The organism is Psychrobacter pacificensis, from assembly GCF_900101915.1.
GTDB classification, from domain to species: Bacteria; Pseudomonadota; Gammaproteobacteria; order Pseudomonadales; family Moraxellaceae; genus Psychrobacter; species Psychrobacter pacificensis.
Genome location: NZ_FNAL01000005.1, coordinates 91,394 through 107,676 on the forward strand (window position 1 = coordinate 91,394; position 16,283 = coordinate 107,676).

A 16,283-nucleotide genomic window follows, 5' to 3' on the forward strand; every position below is an offset into this window, starting at 1 on the left:
TAGGGCGCTTTTTTCAAGAGAAGTTACTTATTGTTGAGGGTGGTCTGCATGATGTTTCTCACGCAGTTTTTGACGTAATACTTTACCAACATTACTCTTTGGCAGATCACTCACAAATTCAATATAGCGCGGACATTTATAACCCGTTAAGTTGTCCAACGCAAATTCTTTGATAGCTTCTTTGGTGACATTGTTGTCCGCAGGCACCACATAGATTTTGACTGCCTCGCCTTGGCGCTCATCAGGAATACCAATGACCGCACAATCAACGATACCGTCGCAGTCAAGCATGACAGACTCAATCTCATTAGGAAAGACGTTAAAACCAGAGACCAAAATCATGTCTTTTTTACGGTCCAACAGTCTAAAATAGCCTTTTTCATCCATACTAACGATATCACCAGTACGGAAGTAACCATCGCTGGTAAAGTCATCACTGCTGTCTCTGTTTAAATAACCTGAGGTGACGTTAGGGCCTTTGATACACAGCTCGCCTGCTTGGTTTACACCGACGCGCTTGCCCTCATCATCAATCACAATGGCATCGACGCTAGGGACAGGCACACCAATTGTTCCGTTAAACTTACGATCTGTGATGACGTTGGCCGTACCGACCGCCACGCCTTCGGTCATCCCCCAACCTTCGATCATCGCACAGCCAGTGGTCTCAAGCCAGCGAGTGGCGGTTTGTTCGGTCGCCGCCATACCACCTGCCTGCGAGATACGTAGCGAGCTAAAATCTAGGTGTTTAAAGTCTGGATGATCTAGCAAGCCTTTAAACAGCGTATTGACCGCTGGAAAAATATGGAAAGGCTGTTTTGATAAGGTTTTGATAAACCCTGGTATATCGCGCGGGTTGGGTATCAAAATAAAGGTATAACCTGAGCGCATGCCGAGCAAGCTGAGCATAAAGGCAAAGATATGATACAGCGGTAGCGCCATGACCATATTGATATATACCTCATTGATCTCAGAGGTGATAGGGCGGGTCCAAGCCTCTGATTGCATCGCCGCCGCCACGATATTACGCTGCGACAAGATGGCACCCTTTGATAATCCTGTCGTGCCGCCGGTATATTGCAAAAACGCCTTTTGATCAAGTGACATTTTTGGCTTTTGAAAGGGAAGGTTTTTGCCTTTTTTGAGCACATCAGGGAGTTTGGTGACTTGATACTTTGGGTCGTTGAGCTTGTATTTGGGGACCAGACGTTTGACTTGGCGAATGATGGTATTGACCAAGATGCCTTTGAGCCCCATCATATCACCCATTTTTGATAAGACAATACGTTTGATTTTGGTCTCGCCGATGACCTGCTCGAGCGCTTGGGCAAAGTTGTCTACCACAAAGATAATTTGTGCGCCTGAGTCGTTGAGCTGATGACGCAGCTCGCGGCCTGTATAGAGTGGATTGACTGGGGTGCATACATAGCCTGCCCGCAAGATACCAATCATCGTGGGCAGATATTGCGGCACGTTTGGCATCATCAGTGCCACCACACTGCCTTGTGGTAGTCCCTGAGATTGTAGCCATGCGGCGACGGCCAACGAGGCTTTATCCACATCATGATAAGTATGAGTCACACCCATACAGATACTCATAGGGTGCATACGAAAGCGGTCAAAGCATTCCTCGTACAGCTCCATTATGCTGCTATATCTATCAGGGTTGATAGTCTTAGGTACACCATCGGGATAATTGGCAAGCCAAGGTTTGTTCGGCATCATAGTCAGCGTCCTTGCAGTTTGATATAGGTGAATGTTTTTTAAGAAAGCAGTCATATGCATGCCAATATCACAAATCAGCATTAATGTGATTAACCCGCTATTGGATGCAGTAACGTCCATGTCTGCTTGCTGTTGTTGCCGTTGTTCAATCTAATTAACTACTGATGGGTGAGTTAAATGAATCAAACAATTAGATAATCCGATGACAGAAATAACCTGTATTTCAAGTAGATATTATCTGGTTTTTGCAACTACGGTATCAAAAAAACGATACATTTAAGCAATACAGTAGCATGAATAATGTTGAAGACAATAATAGAAAGCAAGACTGAGCAGTACATAGATGAAGCTGAACACTACAGCAGGTATATGATGTATAAGAAATTTGCTACCGCAAGATAAGTTTTTGAGTGAGTCAAACGTGTCAATAGGGTAGAAGGGTTTATTGATAAAACAGAGAAGTGATTGCGTAAGTATTAAAATGGATATGACTCATTCATGGTGCAAGTCACTAAGCTGGCAACGTTTGATGGTCAATAAGATGAATATCATGCAAAGAGAAAATGGCATCAATGAGGCAGAACAAACTGCTTGTTTTTATTAAAAAAGCGTCGATAAATGAGCAGCGCGCTGATGGTACAGCCAAGTGTGCTACTCACACAGATCAAAAACATCGTGATTATTTGATAGCGGACCGCTTGTGTGGGGTCGGCACCAGCCAATATTTGCCCCGTCATCATACCGGGCAAGCTGACAATACCGACGACTAGCATAGAGTTGAGCGTTGGGGTCATGCCATTTGTGATTGCGGCACGAATCTGCTCATGGACGGCCTCAAATGGTCGAGCAGAAAGACTCAGCATCATCTCGATACGCCCTTGCTGCTCATGAAAAGCTTCGATCAACTGATTGCTCGTTAATGAGATGGCAGTCAAAGAATTGCCTAATATCAGCCCCAGTATAGGAATAATGAATTGCGGCGTATACCAAGGCTGTACTCTTAGGATAACGATCATCGCTATTGCAGTGACCAGTGTCGCTGAGGTGCCGACGGCTATTAGCGTATCGGTTAGCAACCCTTTATAGCTGCGTTTGACACGATTTTTGGCAGCACTCCCTGCAATCAGGGTCATAATGGTCAAAATCAGCAACACTTCATACCACTGCTCACGGGCAAAAATCCATGCCAGTATCAGACCGATAAAGCTAAGCTGCACAATGGTGCGAATAGCAGCTATCAACAGCGTTTTTGTCAGTTTTAAGCGCAGTTGCCATGAGATGAGTAATACGATGATAATCATACAACTGGCAAGCGCAATATCACTGTAAGTTAAAAATACTTGCATATGATTCATACCGTTGATGGGGCTCATTATAAAGGAAGGCAGTAATGTCATGAGCACGATGTAATGAAGGTTTCGAGCAAGTTTTTGAGCATCATATCGTGCCCTAGGGCGCTTCGGTTAGTACACCTGCTTGCATATGCCAATGTCTACTGGCCAATGACATAATCTCTTTGGTATCGTGAGTTACCCATAATAACGAGCGCTGCCTGTTGGCCTGCAACCATCTCATCAGCAAGCTGACCAACTGCGCTGAGGTGTCGATATCTAGCGCGGCGGTTGGCTCATCTAGTAATAGTACTCGCGGATTGAGTTGTAGTAGGCGTAAGGTATTGACCAGCTGACGCTCACCACCCGATAAGTGGTTGGCCTCTTGTTGCAAAAAGTCTGCATTTTTATTCAAAGACGCAAGTTGGGTCAAATGCCAGTTTATATCAAAACTTTGGGTCTGATGCGCGTCTAAAGCATAAGGCATCTTTAAATTATCAAGGACATTGCCCTCTAACAGCTGTGGCTGTTGAGCAAGCAGCGCCACTTGCTTGCGCCAAGTAATTGGCGATGTGGTGTGAATGCTTTCATCTCGCTGATGTGGTGTGGCATCACTACGCAAATGAATATCACCAGTGCTCATCGGCAACAATCCTGCCAGCACCCGCAAGAGGACAGATTTGCCACTACCAGAAGCCCCTGTCAACACGGTGATTTGACCTGTTAGTAGCTTACCACTCGCACCGTTTATCAATATGCGGCTATGAGGCGATAGTCCATCAGATAGCGCATTTTTTTGTCGCTTATTTAACCACCTTTGATAGAGTTTATGCGGTACAAAGGTTTTTGTCTGTTCACCACTACTATGCTTAGGATTATCGCTACCGACTACCGGCCTGCCATGCACCCAGAGATTATTAAATTCAAGCAAAGTTCTATCAGGATCAATGCGCATAGCGTTCTACAGTCGCTCGTTCGTTTGCTCACTAATCGCCTGCTCAATGGCATCGCGTAGCTCTTTTGGTACACGGATAGGTCGCATGGGTGTGGTATTTACTGCGTTGTCAGGTTGAGCGTTATTTGTTTCGTTATTAGCCATTGGTTCTGGCTTAACGAGGTTTTGTACACAAGCAATGACGATTTTAGTGCTACTTAATATCTGGCTAGTGGTTTTGTCTGTAGCGCTATTATCTGATGTGCTACGGCGAATGCTTTGATAAAATATGATGCTAGCAGGCTTTAGCTCTACTTTATCGATACGTACAGAGATGACTTCATCTAAGAGAATGGCTCTCTTGTATTGTAAATCCGCCTGACTCACGACAAAATGCTGTATGTCGCCATCATCAGTTTGCAAAAAATAACCGTTTAGACCCAGCTTGGTAAACCAATCGCGGCGGCAGTTCTCAAAAAACACCAGATGGTTGGCATGATAAACGATGCCACCTGCATCCGTATGGTTGATGTAGACGTTATAATCTTTAGCAAATAGTGGTTCAATGTCGTTATTTACGGCTGTATTTGTATTTTTATGCTCAGTTGTCGTCATAACGGGCTCAGTATTTTTGATAAAGGTTGTTTAGCGAACGTAATTTATATATGTGGGCAAATAAGAAACCCGACAAGAAATAGTCTCTATTAGATCTCTTGCAAAAGTACCAGTTCATTGACTTCCACTGACGGAGTTACAAGGGCTGACGATGACTTATGCAAGAAGTCTATTATATTTATAATAAGCGCTACTCTAGCTCAAGATATAAGGCCATGCAACAGCTAGGGCAGCCTAGGTCTGTTATCATAGGCATTTGCATCGTATACATCTATATCAGCATCGTATTTTAATCAATCAGTATAGGACAGTTTATGACCCGTTTTGTCAGTTTTAATATCAATGGTATCCGCGCTCGCCAGCATCAGCTTGAGGCAGTGCGCGAAGTAATCGATCCTGATGTCATGGGTCTACAAGAGACCAAAGTCCATGACGATCAATTTCCACTTGATGACATAAAAGCTCTAGGATATCACGTAGAGTATTTCGGGCAAAAAGGACATTATGGCGTGGCACTACTGTCAAAAGTTGCGCCTATATTTGTACAAAAAGGCTTTCCTGGTGATGACGAAGAAGCACAAAAGCGTTTTATACATGCACGCTATGAGCTTGAAGGGCGTGAAGTAGATGTGCTCAATGGTTATTTTCCACAAGGAGAGAGCCAAGACCATCCGATCAAATTTCCGATGAAGCGTGCTTATTATGCAGATTTAATGGCTTATATTGATGCACTAAAGGCAGAAGGTCGTTCGATCATTGTCATGGGTGATATGAATATTGCACCAGAGGACATCGATATCGGTATCGGTGAGGTCAATGCAAAGCGCTGGTTAAAAAATAGAAAAACCTCATTTTTGCCAGAGGAACGCGAATGGTACTCAGCATTAATGTCGCGTGAGTTGACCGATACGTACCGTTTGCATTATCCAGAGAGTACAGAGTTATATAGTTGGTTCGATTATCGCAGCCGCGGCTTTAATGATGAACCCAAGCGCGGTTTACGTATCGATCATATTTTATGCACCTCAGACCTCGTTAGTGAATGCATTGGTGCTGGCATCAGCTATGAGCTACGCGCTATGGAAAAACCCTCTGACCATGCACCCATTTGGTCAGCATTCGATCTAAAAAAACCGTAATATTCAGATATATAGTCAATCCACTATAAAGGCGTTACGGCGTTAACCTTGCTTGAAGTATGACAGATACATCTGCACTCGGTTGCCTTGTACCACCTTTAAATTGGATCAATTATAGTGTTTATTGCATCACCTAAAAACAACGATAAAAATTGAAAAATAAGGATTTTACTATGTCTGTTGGAAACGTAGCAGTACCTGATATTATTTATCCCATTGATGGCATTAAGCTGAGCGCAACTGCCGCGGGCGTACGCTACAAAAATCGTGATGATTTGGTCGTGATTGAAATCGCTGAACATGCCACGACCGCAGTTGTCACGACCAAAAATACATTTTGCGCCGCGCCTGTACGTATATTACGTGAGCACTTTACCAAGGCTAGTCCGCGTTATCTGGTAACCAATACAGGTAATGCAAACGCAGGGACGGGCGCTGATGGTAAACGCCGCGCTACTGAAATCTGTATTGCCTTGGCTAAAAAAGCTGGCGTAGAGGCTAATACAGTATTGCCATTCTCTACTGGCGTGATTGGCGAGCCATTAAATAGTGACGCGGTCATTGCAGGCTTAGACGATGCGTTAGCGAACTTAGCCTCTGATAACTGGTTGGCTGCTGCTAACGGTATCCGAACGACAGATACTGTCCCTAAGCTTGCAAGCCAAAAAGTCGACGTTGCAGGTACTAGCTATCATATCACTGGCATGTCAAAAGGCTCAGGCATGATACGTCCAAATATGGCGACTATGCTGGGTTATGTCGCAACCGATGCCAATATCGCGGCCGACTTATTGCAAGAGATGCTCAGCGCTATCAATGAGCAGTCGTTTAACCGTATTACCGTTGATGGGGATACATCGACCAACGACTGCTGCGTGTTGATTGCGACAGGTGCTGCCAGCTCAGAGGTGATTGATAGTCCAGCGCATCCGCATTATCAGGCCGTTTTTGATGCACTGCGCGACGTCTTTGTACGCCTAGCGCAGCTTATCGTGCGTGATGGTGAAGGGGCGACCAAGTTTATGACGGTTAAAGTGACTGGCGGGCAGACCACGCAAGAGTGCTGTGATGTGGCTTATGCTGTGGCGCATTCGCCGCTGGTAAAAACGGCGTTCTTTGCGAGTGATGCAAACTGGGGGCGCATCTTGGCGGCAGTCGGTTATGCTGGTATTGACGACCTAGACACCGAGCAAGTTGATGTGTATTTAGATGAGGTGATGATTTGTCAAAATGGCGGTGTCGCGCCCAGCTATACAGAAGAAGCAGGTAAAAAAGTCATGAGCCGCGCTGAGATTACTATTCACATTGATTTGGCTCGTGGTGATGCTAGCGATACGGTGTATACCTGCGATTTGTCATACGACTACGTCAAAATAAACGCTGACTATCGCAGTTAGAAACGGTCTTAAAAGTTTCAATCTTGACAGATTTTTTAAATCTATTTATAAAAAGCCAGAGTGATTATTGCTCTGGCTTTTTTATGTCTAATATTAAGCTGTTATCAAATTACTCTGCTATTCAATACGCTTTATTAACATCAGTTGCAAAAGCTGACGTTACTTTACAAAGCAGTCATAGAGAGTAAGGTGAATTGCGACCTATACTTGCTGGGGTAAACAGATGATATTCACTACATCGCTAGTAAAGCTGGCTAGAGATTTCAATTAGCGTGACTCTAAATATCATCATGATAGAAAGAAGCTTTGTTGTATGAAGAAATGCAGTAGAGTTTTTAAAATAATAAATTTAGATAGAAAATGAAGAATTATTACCAATTATCTGAGGATTGAATAATGAAAAGATTAGCACTTGCAGCATTGATGACAACTTTTGCTCTTACTGGTTGTTCTACTATGGACATGGACAATGAACGTACAATGGTTGTAGAAGGACAGCCTATGAACGTCAAAGTGGTAAATATTCCAAGTTTTGAAGTAGAAATCGCACCGCGTAAAGCAGTTTGTGACCTGACTGCAACAGACGGTACGATGGTTGAATCACAGTGCCTACAGTATCGCCAAACTTATCAGAAAAACTACACCACTTTAAGTGGTAACATTCAAGGTTTCACTTATGAGCCAAACTACCGTTATGTATTAGATGTACGCCAAGAAGCAGTCACTGCTGAAGGATCTAATGTGGTCAAACCAGTTTGGATTTTAAATGAAGTCGTTTCAAAAACTGCTGAATAGTACAGCTTGCAAGTATACAACTAATAAAAAGGCCGCTAATATATAGCGGCCTTTTTATTGATACTATATCTGCTGCTATGATGAGATAGCGTGGTTAAAGGTAACATTTATCAATTGCATTAACATTGACTGTAGTTAACACTAACGCCGCGCATCGCAGTAGGAATTCTATTATCAGCATAGACAGCTAGGCCACCACGAGCGGTCTCTTTATATTTATCAGACATATCAGCACCTGTCTGCTTCATAGTTTCTATAGCCTTATCCAAAGAGACGAAGTGCTGGCCATTTCCTCTACAGGCTAAACGTGCTGCGTTGATAGCTTTGACCGCCCCCATGGCATTGCGCTCGATGCAAGGCACCTGCACCAGTCCACCAATAGGGTCGCAGGTTAGACCTAAATTATGCTCAATACCGATTTCTGCCGCATTTAAGCATTTAGCTGGTGTCCCATTCATGATCTCTGCTAATGCAGAACCTGCCATAGCACATGCCGATCCAACCTCGCCTTGGCAGCCGACTTCAGCACCAGAGATGGAAGCGTTTTGCTTGATTAGGCTACCGATAGCGGTGGCGTTCAATAAAAACTTGCGGACACCATCTTGGCTATAGTTAGGTAAAAAATCACGATAGTAGTGCAATACTGCAGGAATAATACCTGCTGCGCCATTGGTGGGTGCGGTCACAACTTTGCCGCCATTGGCGTTTTCTTCATTGACGGCGAGCGCGTACAAGTCTACCCAGTCCATGGCGGCCAATTTGTCATTGTTGGTGATAGGTTGGTCTTTTTCCGCAGACAGCTGCCTGTGCAAATCTTGTGCGCGGCGTTTGACATCCAAGCCACCTGGCAAAATACCGCCATTTTCACAGCCTTGCTTAACACAATCTTGCATGACCTCCCAAATACTATCTAGGTAGGCAAACACTGTCTCTTTGTCATGGAAGTGGCATTCATTGGCCAGTACTAATTCGCTGATGCTCAAATCATACTGACGACATTGTTCTAGTAGTTCTGCTGCATTATTAAAAGGATAAGGAACGCTATCGATCGTTGGGCTGGCATGATCTTCATCTGGATCGGTGGCATCTTCTTTATTGATGACAAAACCACCACCAATCGAATAGTAGGTCTGCTGATAACGAATACCGTCAGTCGATATAGCACGAAGCGTCAATGCGTTAGGGTGATAGGGCAGGACAGTATCGTCGTACCAATAAATATCCTGCTCTGTATCAAATGCAATCGTGTGAATACCTGACACATTTAATGTCTTGCCAGAAAAAATAGGAGAAAGATAGCTGCTGGTCATACGTGTATCGATGGTGCTAGGTGTATGGCCAAGTAACCCTAACAATATGGCAGTATCTGTTGCGTGCCCTTTTCCTGTCGCCGCCAAAGAGCCATAAAGCTCGATTTCAATCTTTGCGATAGCCGTCAGTTCCATTTGCTTGGTCAATGAGTCTAAAAATAAATTGGCTGCCACCATTGGTCCCACTGTATGTGAGCTCGATGGACCAATGCCGATTTTAAATAAATCAAAAATACTAATCATAATGAGTTACCGAAAATTCAAAGGCTTGAACAATTGTGATAATTGCCTTGAGCGCTTTTATTGAAAATATAATAGGCAGTCGTCACTCTCAAGGCCCACTACAGAAGACTTGTGAGCGACCGTCTATAAAAATATTGCTATTAAAGAGTACAGATGGTGACTGAATAATCACTTTTATTTGTTTTGAAACTCCGCTATCATGCTCGGAGTTAACGACTATGTAACATCCTGTAAGTTAATATCGCTATTAAATAGGCTGGTTGGCAGAAGAGCAAACGTGCTTTTGATCACACAGCATCTTTGGTTATACATAGTGATCCAATACAACCAGCCAAGAACTGGCTATCATACCAAATAATACTTTTGGTTTGTCATATTACAACATAAATGAATGAATTGGGATGATATATTATCGATAGAAGACGATAGTGCTTATTTATATTGTTTACGACTTCTATCGCGTTCGCTACTATCCCCCCAATTTCGCACCGTTTTTACTTTTTCCATTATTTTAGCCTATTACCTCAGCTCACATAGGACAAGCGCGCATGCCATCTCAAAAAGACCCATCACCAGCTTCAGACAACAGCGCTCAAAATCAGTCAGCTCACAATGCATTGGAAGCTGCAGGTATTGATTCAGCAGCCATCAGTTATCCGCACAATCCAGATTTTGAAAATGGTCGCTGGTTTCCGACATGGCGACCTTACAAAGGTGATTTGGATCGTGATCCAGTGGGTATCAATGATTATTTGCCACCGTCAAAGAGTGTATTACTTGGTATACAACATACATTTGCCATGTTTGGTGCGACCGTCCTTGCGCCATTATTGATGGGATTTGACCCTAACTTAGCCATTTTGATGTCTGGTATCTGTACGGTGATGTTCTTTATGATCACGGGTGGGCGTATGCCAAGCTACTTGGGATCAAGCTTTGCTTTTATTGGTCCAGTGATTGCGGTAACTGCGTATGCAGGGGCAGGGTTCAATGCCAATTTGAATGTCGCGCTAGGCGGTATCATGGCCTGCGGTATCATTTATGCGCTGATTGGCCTGTTAGTGATGAAAACAGGCACTGGCTGGATTGAGCGCTTGATGCCGCCTATCGTCACCGGTGCTATTGTCATGATTATTGGTCTTAATTTGGCACCAGTTACTATCCAAGGGGTTTCTGCCAACCAATTTGATGCTTGGATGGCTACGTTGACCGTACTACTCATCAGTGGAGTGGCGGTATTTACCCGTGGCATGTTACGTCGTTTGCTGCTACTCGTGGGTTTGGTATTATCATACATCGCTTATTTTGTGTTGACCAATATCCTAGGTTTTGGGACGGCAATTGATTTTAGCGCAGTCGCTGCGGCTGCATGGTTTGGTCTGCCCAGCATTCATACCCCACGCTTTGAGATGAGCGCTATTATTCTCATTGCGCCTGTCGCCTTTATTTTGGTCGCTGAAAACTTAGGTCACTTTAAGGCAGTGGAAGGTATGACCAAGTCTCGCGTGACCCCTTATATGGGCCGAGCATTTTTTGCCGATGGCTTGGCAACGACTTTCTCAGCAGGATTTGGCGGTACAGGTGTGACTACCTATGCTGAAAACATCGGGGTGATGGCGGTCACCAAAGTATATAGCACAACGATATTTGTCGTCGCAGGTGTGGTCGCTATTATATTAGGGTTATCACCAAAATTTGGTGCCATTATCCAAACGATACCAGCGGCTTTATTGGGCGGCGCTTCTATCGTCGTTTTCGGTCTGATCACGATCGCTGGGATAAAAATCTGGATCGACAGCCACATTGATTTTAGTAAAAACAGCAATCTGATCATCGCGGCAGTGACCGTAATCATGGGTACAGGTAACTTTAGCTTGCACTTAGGTGGTTTTGATTTGGGTGGTATTGGTACCGCTACGTTGGCTGCTATCTTGCTAAATGCCTTATTTAACCAAAGTGGCGAGACCAAAACCGTGCCTTCATCGTTGGCCAAATAATCAATCTGTCAGTTGTTTGAGTCTTAAATATTGAGACAAGTTAAAAAGGCTTTATCAGTGTATTTACAGCGTCAACAAAAAGCGCCCATGCTATGAATAGTATGGGCGCTTTTTATTAAATGTCTGCGTGAGACAATCGTATCAATACTACTTAATTACTTATAGTCTCGCATATAAAACCTTGAAAAAAATCGATAGCGGCGTAGGGCGCGTGGTTTTGGTTTTAAGGAGCCTAAGTAGATTGCAAGCATGGTCAATAACGCGCCGCCCCATTGTAAGCTGTTGATAGGTTTGTCCAGCCAGCTATAATCAATGACAAGTGCTGCAATAGGCTCAGTTAATAGTAACAAACCAGTCAGTGCCAGAGACAACTTAGGAATAGAATAAGCAATCAGACCCCATGCCAAACACTGCATCACTGTGCCGTAGATAAGCACCCAACCAATCTCCGACCATGTGTTGGGCAAGATATGACCTGTATCGAATATAAACATAGGCACAATCATGGCTAAGACACCGCCTATGCTAATCAATTGCATCAGCATAAATATCGGTGTCGGTTCGGTATCATGTGTCTTTCGAATAAAAGTCATGGAAGCTGCCAGCATCGCGCCCGATACGATGCCTGTGACAAACCCCCAAGTAGCAGCGGTATTGTGTGCAAATTCAGGGCTGCCTATCATTGCAACGCCCAGCATCGCTAAAAATAAACTGATGACCTGCACAATCGATTGGCGCTCATTAAAATATAAAAATCCAATCGCTGCCAAGAAAAAGATTTGTAAACTATTGAGCAGAGTTGAAATACCAGGACCCACAGCATAAATACTCTCGTGCCAAAGCGCCAAGTCTAATCCTAAAAATGCACCTGACAATAAACCATAAAAAATAGCACGTTTTGATTGTGGCATCTGTTGGCGCATCACCTTGGCTAAAATCGTAAAGACAATACCTGAAATGGCCAGTCGCCAAAATGACATCGCCCAGCCACCGATATCGACGTGAGCGACAATCAGACTGCCCAGCCCGAAGATAATACAACCGATAACTAGGCTAATAGGGGCAGCGCGTGAAGAAGCAGTCGCCATAAAACGTCCTTATATTATTATTTTTATGGTCCTAGACCAATGTGAGGGTTAGCCAAAGCCCTATTGTCGTGGTTTTAAGCAAAAAATAAAATGGCAAAACCAAAATTTATTCTGGTTATTAGATAGATCGTTGCTGTAGATAATTTATTAAACCAAATAGTACGAAAAAGTCTCGTAGGCAGTAGAACCATCTTGTGACCTTACTCACACGATAATGCTTGTACAACAGCGCTTATATAATCGAGTCACATCCTTACAGGAATGATATTGGCTCTGATATTGCAATTTGTTAGTCTAGTACTCATAAAATCACCAGTCATGATTCGCTATATCAAACAATATTATTTGCCTAGGTTTGCTTATGCTTCGACATTTTATGTCAAAAATACAACCAAATGTGACCTCTTGTTTGCCTCTAAAAATATCGCAATTTAGCTTTGCGATAGGTATCGTCTCTAGTGCATTTTTTTTAATGCCTAGCGCCCAAGCGGCCAGTTGCAAGCTCCCCAAAAGCTACTATAAAAATGTCTCTTGTACATCTACTAGCGGCTATTTTTTAGCAATCAAAGATTTTGGTGCGCCAGTCGCTCTGATTGACAGCAAAGGTAAAAGGGTCGTTGATTTATCACGCTATCAGAAAGTCGATGCCGACAAGATATCGGGCGGGCTACTACCTGTATTGCGCAACAGTCGGGTCGGTTATCTCAATATGCAGGGACGCGAAGTCGTGCCTGCAATGTACGATATGCTCACAGGAAATCAAGGGTGGGCGCGTCCAGTATCTGAAGGACGTATCGTCGTAAAAAAAGATGGTAACTACGGTGTTATCAATACCTCCAACAGCACGGTTGTCTCGTTTTCAGCATCGATTGACGAGATCGATGATTATCGTAATGGGAGGGCGCGCGTCCGTAAAAACAGTGTGATAAGTTGGTTAGATAAAAATGGTAATGCAACGCGTGATCCAAATGCTCAGGATAATAGTCAGTCGGTTAAAAAATCCACAGCTTCTACTAACAATACGTCATCACAATCAAGACAACCTGCACCTACACGTTTTACGACATTACAATCACGTCAGCAAGATGGAAAATGGGGCTTCGTTGACGACAACGACGTCACGATGATTACCTATTCGTTCGATGAAGTCCGTCCATTCTCTGAAGGATTAGCGGGCGTTCGTATCGGAGAGGAGTGGGGCTTTGTTAATCTGGGCGGTGAGCTAGTGATTCCTTTTCGCTTCACTAGTGATGGGGTATTAACTGATGATAATTATAAGGGTCAACCCTCATTTGTATTTACAGGTGGTAAGGCATGGATCGGCAATTTAAAAAACGGCAATAAAATGTGCATCAATAAAGAAGGCACAGGTGTCAGCTGCGATTAGCGTTATATCCATAATCTATAATTGGTATACAACGAAAAAGAGTGTAAACCCTATTCGTTATCGATAGGGTTTACACTCTTTTTTATGGCTAGTGTTACTATAGGCGAATAGCTATTTTTCTAACAAATGATTGCTAATCAAATCGACCATATAAGGCTGATAATATTCTGGAATATCATGCGCCATACCTTCGATTAAATGAAACTTGGCATTAGGAATGGTTTTTGCCACCACTCGACCTTGTGACGCCGGTAGCAGTCCGTCAGCGCTACCATGTAAGACAATCGTTGGTGCTTTGACTTGCTTACTAAAGCGGCTGATAGAGCCTGATGCCAAGATAGCATTGAGCTGCTGCACCGTACCGAGGGGGTGAAAATTGCGTTGATAGCGGATTTTGGCAATTTCACGTACCATGCGCACATTGACGTGACCTGGTGTGCCAACCGTTTTCATAAACCAGACACTATGGCGTACGATATCACGCTCAGAGTGGCTCTCTGGACGATTGATAAGGGTGTATAGCTGCTTAGGTCTTGGCGGTTTTAAAAATGCTCGATTGGTCGTGGTAAACATAAGCGCCATACGCTGTACCAAGCTTGGATAACGTGCCGCCACAATTTGAGCAATCATCCCGCCCATAGAGGCACCAAGCAGATGCGTTTTGCCAAGCTTTAGCGCCTTGATCAAACGGGCGGTGTCTTCTGCCATGTCAGTCAAGTTATAAGCCACCTGAGTTCTTTTGTTCGATAAACCCGTTTGTAGGCGTACCATCATTTTGAGCTGGTTGATACGCGGTAGGCCCTCGATCTGTACTTTAGAAGACAGGCCAATATCACGATTGTCAAAACGGATCACAAAAAAACCAGCATCAATAAAGCGCTTAATAAAATTGTCTGGCCAAAATATCATTTGCGAACCCAGTCCCATGATCATCAGTAGGGGCGGATTATTAGGGTTGCCACCTGCTTCGACACACAACTCTATACCATCACCAATATCAATCATCGCTTGATGAAGGTGTTGGCTAAGATCGGAGTCGCGCCACTGATGTTCCCCAAACCGTTGCCATTCAGGAGTAGGGTAAAAGTCTAGAGTATTGTCTAAACTGGTATCTGACGTTTCCGGCAATTTGGCACTATTAATGTCATTTGATGTTGTCATGAAGTGTCCTAATTAGAGGGTCATCTACTACAGCTCAAGCATCTCAAAATCAAGCTTGCCGACACCGCACTCAGGGCAGGTCCAGTCATCAGGGATGTCTTCCCATTTGGTGCCAGGGGCAATACCTTCTTCAGGGCAGCCAAGCGCTTCGTCATAGATCCAGCCGCAGACAATACATTCATAACGTTTCATAAATAGTCCTATCGATCATTACCAGTGTCACAGTGCGCCATAAACGCTTATATTTCGTATTACAGTCATTATATTAGACGGTAAAAGCGCACGTAGTTTAGCATATAACCGTTATTTTCATAGTTAAGTTTACACTTGTATATTGAGATGAAATTGGCTTTTATCAAGTCCATCATCTGTACCATTGTACCGAAGCGAAGTACGATCTTGGGCTATAAGCCGCCACGAAAAAGCCAATCATGCTATAATAACGGCCGCTAAATTGACACTGTCAGCCATAATTGCCTGCTGATCTATCAGTGTCTAACTATTGTCCAAGCCATATAACATATACAAGCTAAGGGTTTTCATGAGTATTAACGCCGCCACATCTGCCACTACCGAAAATGAGACGACTCCAATGCTCAATACAGACCATCCGTTTTGGCAGATTATTCGCACAGTACCAGACTTTCCAAAAGTCGGCATTGATTTTTATGATATTACCCCGTTACTGCGCAGTCATATTGATGCTGTCATTGATGCGCTGCTTGCCGCGTTGCCAGAGGGACTGATGGATGAGGTGGATTGCTTAGGGGCTGTTGAAGCACGTGGATTTGTATTTGCCAGTATGCTGGCAGGAAGATTGGGTAAGGGTATGATCTTGCTCCGCAAACCAGGTAAACTGCCACCACCTGTCGCTAATAAAGCATATGCGCTTGAGTATGGCAAAGACACGCTTGAGATGCAAAATAATTTGCCACCTGAACGTGTATTACTGGTCGATGATATCTTGGCGACTGGAGGCACATTGACGACCGCTTATGAGTTATGCCAGTCAGCCGATCATACGGTGGTCGGCGCATTAGTTTTATTAGATTTGGTTGAGCTACATGGCGAGTTCCCAGTACCTGTCTATACGGTATTAAAGGCGTAAGTTTGATTGTTCAAGAGAGTTTATAGAGTATAAAAAAGCGCCCTGAAAATCAT

The 16,283-nt window shown here is 43.8% G+C and carries 14 protein-coding genes; 6 read left to right on the plus strand and 8 right to left on the minus strand.

Annotated elements, in window-relative coordinates; translation table 11 throughout:
* Window positions 1-27 precede the first annotated feature (27 nt).
* The 4 genes from BLR43_RS04475 to BLR43_RS04490 all read right to left on the minus strand — a co-directional run bounded on the left by BLR43_RS04475 (window position 28) and on the right by BLR43_RS04490 (window position 4,605).
* A complete protein-coding gene (locus BLR43_RS04475) occupies window positions 28-1,725 on the minus strand; it encodes an AMP-binding protein (protein ID WP_093069107.1) in 1,698 nt (565 codons plus the stop codon).
* 569 nt (window positions 1,726-2,294) lie between these two features.
* Window positions 2,295-3,071: an ABC transporter permease gene (locus BLR43_RS04480; protein WP_227674309.1), complete on the minus strand. Its 777-nt coding sequence runs from the start codon at window positions 3,069-3,071 to the stop codon at window positions 2,295-2,297.
* 103 nt (window positions 3,072-3,174) lie between these two features.
* Window positions 3,175-4,011: an ABC transporter ATP-binding protein gene (locus tag BLR43_RS04485; protein ID WP_093069109.1), complete on the minus strand. Its 837-nt coding sequence runs from the start codon at window positions 4,009-4,011 to the stop codon at window positions 3,175-3,177.
* A gap of 6 nt (window positions 4,012-4,017) precedes the next feature.
* On the minus strand, window positions 4,018-4,605 hold the full coding sequence (locus BLR43_RS04490) for a hotdog family protein (RefSeq protein ID WP_093069112.1): 588 nt from the start codon (window positions 4,603-4,605) through the stop codon (window positions 4,018-4,020).
* 314 nt (window positions 4,606-4,919) lie between these two features.
* Here BLR43_RS04490 and xthA point away from each other — a divergent pair, with 314 nt between their 5' ends.
* The 3 genes from xthA to BLR43_RS04505 all read left to right on the plus strand — a co-directional run bounded on the left by xthA (window position 4,920) and on the right by BLR43_RS04505 (window position 7,936).
* Window positions 4,920-5,744, plus strand: a complete 825-nt coding sequence (xthA, locus tag BLR43_RS04495) for an exodeoxyribonuclease III (RefSeq protein WP_093069123.1) — start codon at window positions 4,920-4,922, stop codon at window positions 5,742-5,744.
* A gap of 173 nt (window positions 5,745-5,917) precedes the next feature.
* A complete protein-coding gene (argJ, locus tag BLR43_RS04500; protein WP_093069124.1) occupies window positions 5,918-7,141 on the plus strand; it encodes a bifunctional glutamate N-acetyltransferase/amino-acid acetyltransferase ArgJ in 1,224 nt (407 codons plus the stop codon).
* 396 nt (window positions 7,142-7,537) lie between these two features.
* A complete protein-coding gene (locus tag BLR43_RS04505; protein ID WP_058024290.1) occupies window positions 7,538-7,936 on the plus strand; it encodes a DUF4377 domain-containing protein in 399 nt (132 codons plus the stop codon).
* A 119-nt stretch (window positions 7,937-8,055) separates the two neighbouring features.
* On the opposite strand, the gene BLR43_RS04510 is transcribed toward BLR43_RS04505, so the two are convergent.
* On the minus strand, window positions 8,056-9,489 hold the full coding sequence (locus BLR43_RS04510; protein ID WP_093069127.1) for an L-serine ammonia-lyase: 1,434 nt from the start codon (window positions 9,487-9,489) through the stop codon (window positions 8,056-8,058).
* A gap of 548 nt (window positions 9,490-10,037) precedes the next feature.
* Here BLR43_RS04510 and BLR43_RS04515 point away from each other — a divergent pair.
* A complete protein-coding gene (locus BLR43_RS04515) occupies window positions 10,038-11,486 on the plus strand; it encodes a solute carrier family 23 protein (RefSeq protein WP_093069130.1) in 1,449 nt (482 codons plus the stop codon).
* 155 nt (window positions 11,487-11,641) lie between these two features.
* Here BLR43_RS04515 and BLR43_RS04520 read toward each other — a convergent pair whose 3' ends face one another.
* Window positions 11,642-12,574 carry a DMT family transporter gene (locus tag BLR43_RS04520; RefSeq protein WP_093069131.1) on the minus strand — a complete coding sequence of 311 codons (933 nt, stop codon included), beginning with the start codon at window positions 12,572-12,574 and terminating at the stop codon, window positions 11,642-11,644.
* Between the two features lie 376 nt (window positions 12,575-12,950).
* Here BLR43_RS04520 and BLR43_RS04525 point away from each other — a divergent pair, with 376 nt between their 5' ends.
* The gene (locus BLR43_RS04525) at window positions 12,951-13,961 is read left to right on the plus strand and encodes a WG repeat-containing protein (RefSeq protein WP_227674308.1); all 1,011 of its coding nucleotides are present in this window, start codon (window positions 12,951-12,953) and stop codon (window positions 13,959-13,961) included.
* A 111-nt stretch (window positions 13,962-14,072) separates the two neighbouring features.
* On the opposite strand, the gene BLR43_RS04530 is transcribed toward BLR43_RS04525, so the two are convergent.
* Both BLR43_RS04530 and BLR43_RS04535 read right to left on the minus strand, forming a co-directional pair.
* Window positions 14,073-15,122, minus strand: a complete 1,050-nt coding sequence (locus BLR43_RS04530) for an alpha/beta fold hydrolase (RefSeq protein ID WP_093069138.1) — start codon at window positions 15,120-15,122, stop codon at window positions 14,073-14,075.
* A gap of 27 nt (window positions 15,123-15,149) precedes the next feature.
* Entirely contained in the window at window positions 15,150-15,314 is a 165-nt protein-coding gene (locus BLR43_RS04535) for a rubredoxin (RefSeq protein ID WP_057759803.1), read from the minus strand.
* Between the two features lie 349 nt (window positions 15,315-15,663).
* Between BLR43_RS04535 and BLR43_RS04540 the strand changes: the two genes are divergently transcribed.
* Entirely contained in the window at window positions 15,664-16,230 is a 567-nt protein-coding gene (locus tag BLR43_RS04540) for an adenine phosphoribosyltransferase (RefSeq protein ID WP_083328800.1), read from the plus strand.
* Window positions 16,231-16,283: the final 53 nt, after the last annotated feature.

Bases quoted from the DNA above. Each gene is read 5' to 3' on its own strand.
- argJ (WP_093069124.1), top strand. From the start codon at position 5,918: ATGTCTGTTGGAAACGTAGCAGTACCTGATATTATTTATCCCATTGAT.
- BLR43_RS04520 (WP_093069131.1), bottom strand. From the start codon at position 12,574: ATGGCGACTGCTTCTTCACGCGCTGCCCCTATTAGCCTAGTTATCGGT.
- BLR43_RS04540 (WP_083328800.1), top strand. From the start codon at position 15,664: ATGAGTATTAACGCCGCCACATCTGCCACTACCGAAAATGAGACGACT.
- BLR43_RS04490 (WP_093069112.1), bottom strand. From the start codon at position 4,605: ATGACGACAACTGAGCATAAAAATACAAATACAGCCGTAAATAACGAC.
- BLR43_RS04485 (WP_093069109.1), bottom strand. From the start codon at position 4,011: ATGCGCATTGATCCTGATAGAACTTTGCTTGAATTTAATAATCTCTGG.
- BLR43_RS04525 (WP_227674308.1), top strand. From the start codon at position 12,951: ATGTCAAAAATACAACCAAATGTGACCTCTTGTTTGCCTCTAAAAATA.
- BLR43_RS04475 (WP_093069107.1), bottom strand. From the start codon at position 1,725: ATGATGCCGAACAAACCTTGGCTTGCCAATTATCCCGATGGTGTACCT.
- BLR43_RS04535 (WP_057759803.1), bottom strand. From the start codon at position 15,314: ATGAAACGTTATGAATGTATTGTCTGCGGCTGGATCTATGACGAAGCG.
- BLR43_RS04480 (WP_227674309.1), bottom strand. From the start codon at position 3,071: ATGCAAGTATTTTTAACTTACAGTGATATTGCGCTTGCCAGTTGTATG.
- BLR43_RS04515 (WP_093069130.1), top strand. From the start codon at position 10,038: ATGCCATCTCAAAAAGACCCATCACCAGCTTCAGACAACAGCGCTCAA.
- BLR43_RS04510 (WP_093069127.1), bottom strand. From the start codon at position 9,489: ATGATTAGTATTTTTGATTTATTTAAAATCGGCATTGGTCCATCGAGC.
- xthA (WP_093069123.1), top strand. From the start codon at position 4,920: ATGACCCGTTTTGTCAGTTTTAATATCAATGGTATCCGCGCTCGCCAG.
- BLR43_RS04505 (WP_058024290.1), top strand. From the start codon at position 7,538: ATGAAAAGATTAGCACTTGCAGCATTGATGACAACTTTTGCTCTTACT.
- BLR43_RS04530 (WP_093069138.1), bottom strand. From the start codon at position 15,122: ATGACAACATCAAATGACATTAATAGTGCCAAATTGCCGGAAACGTCA.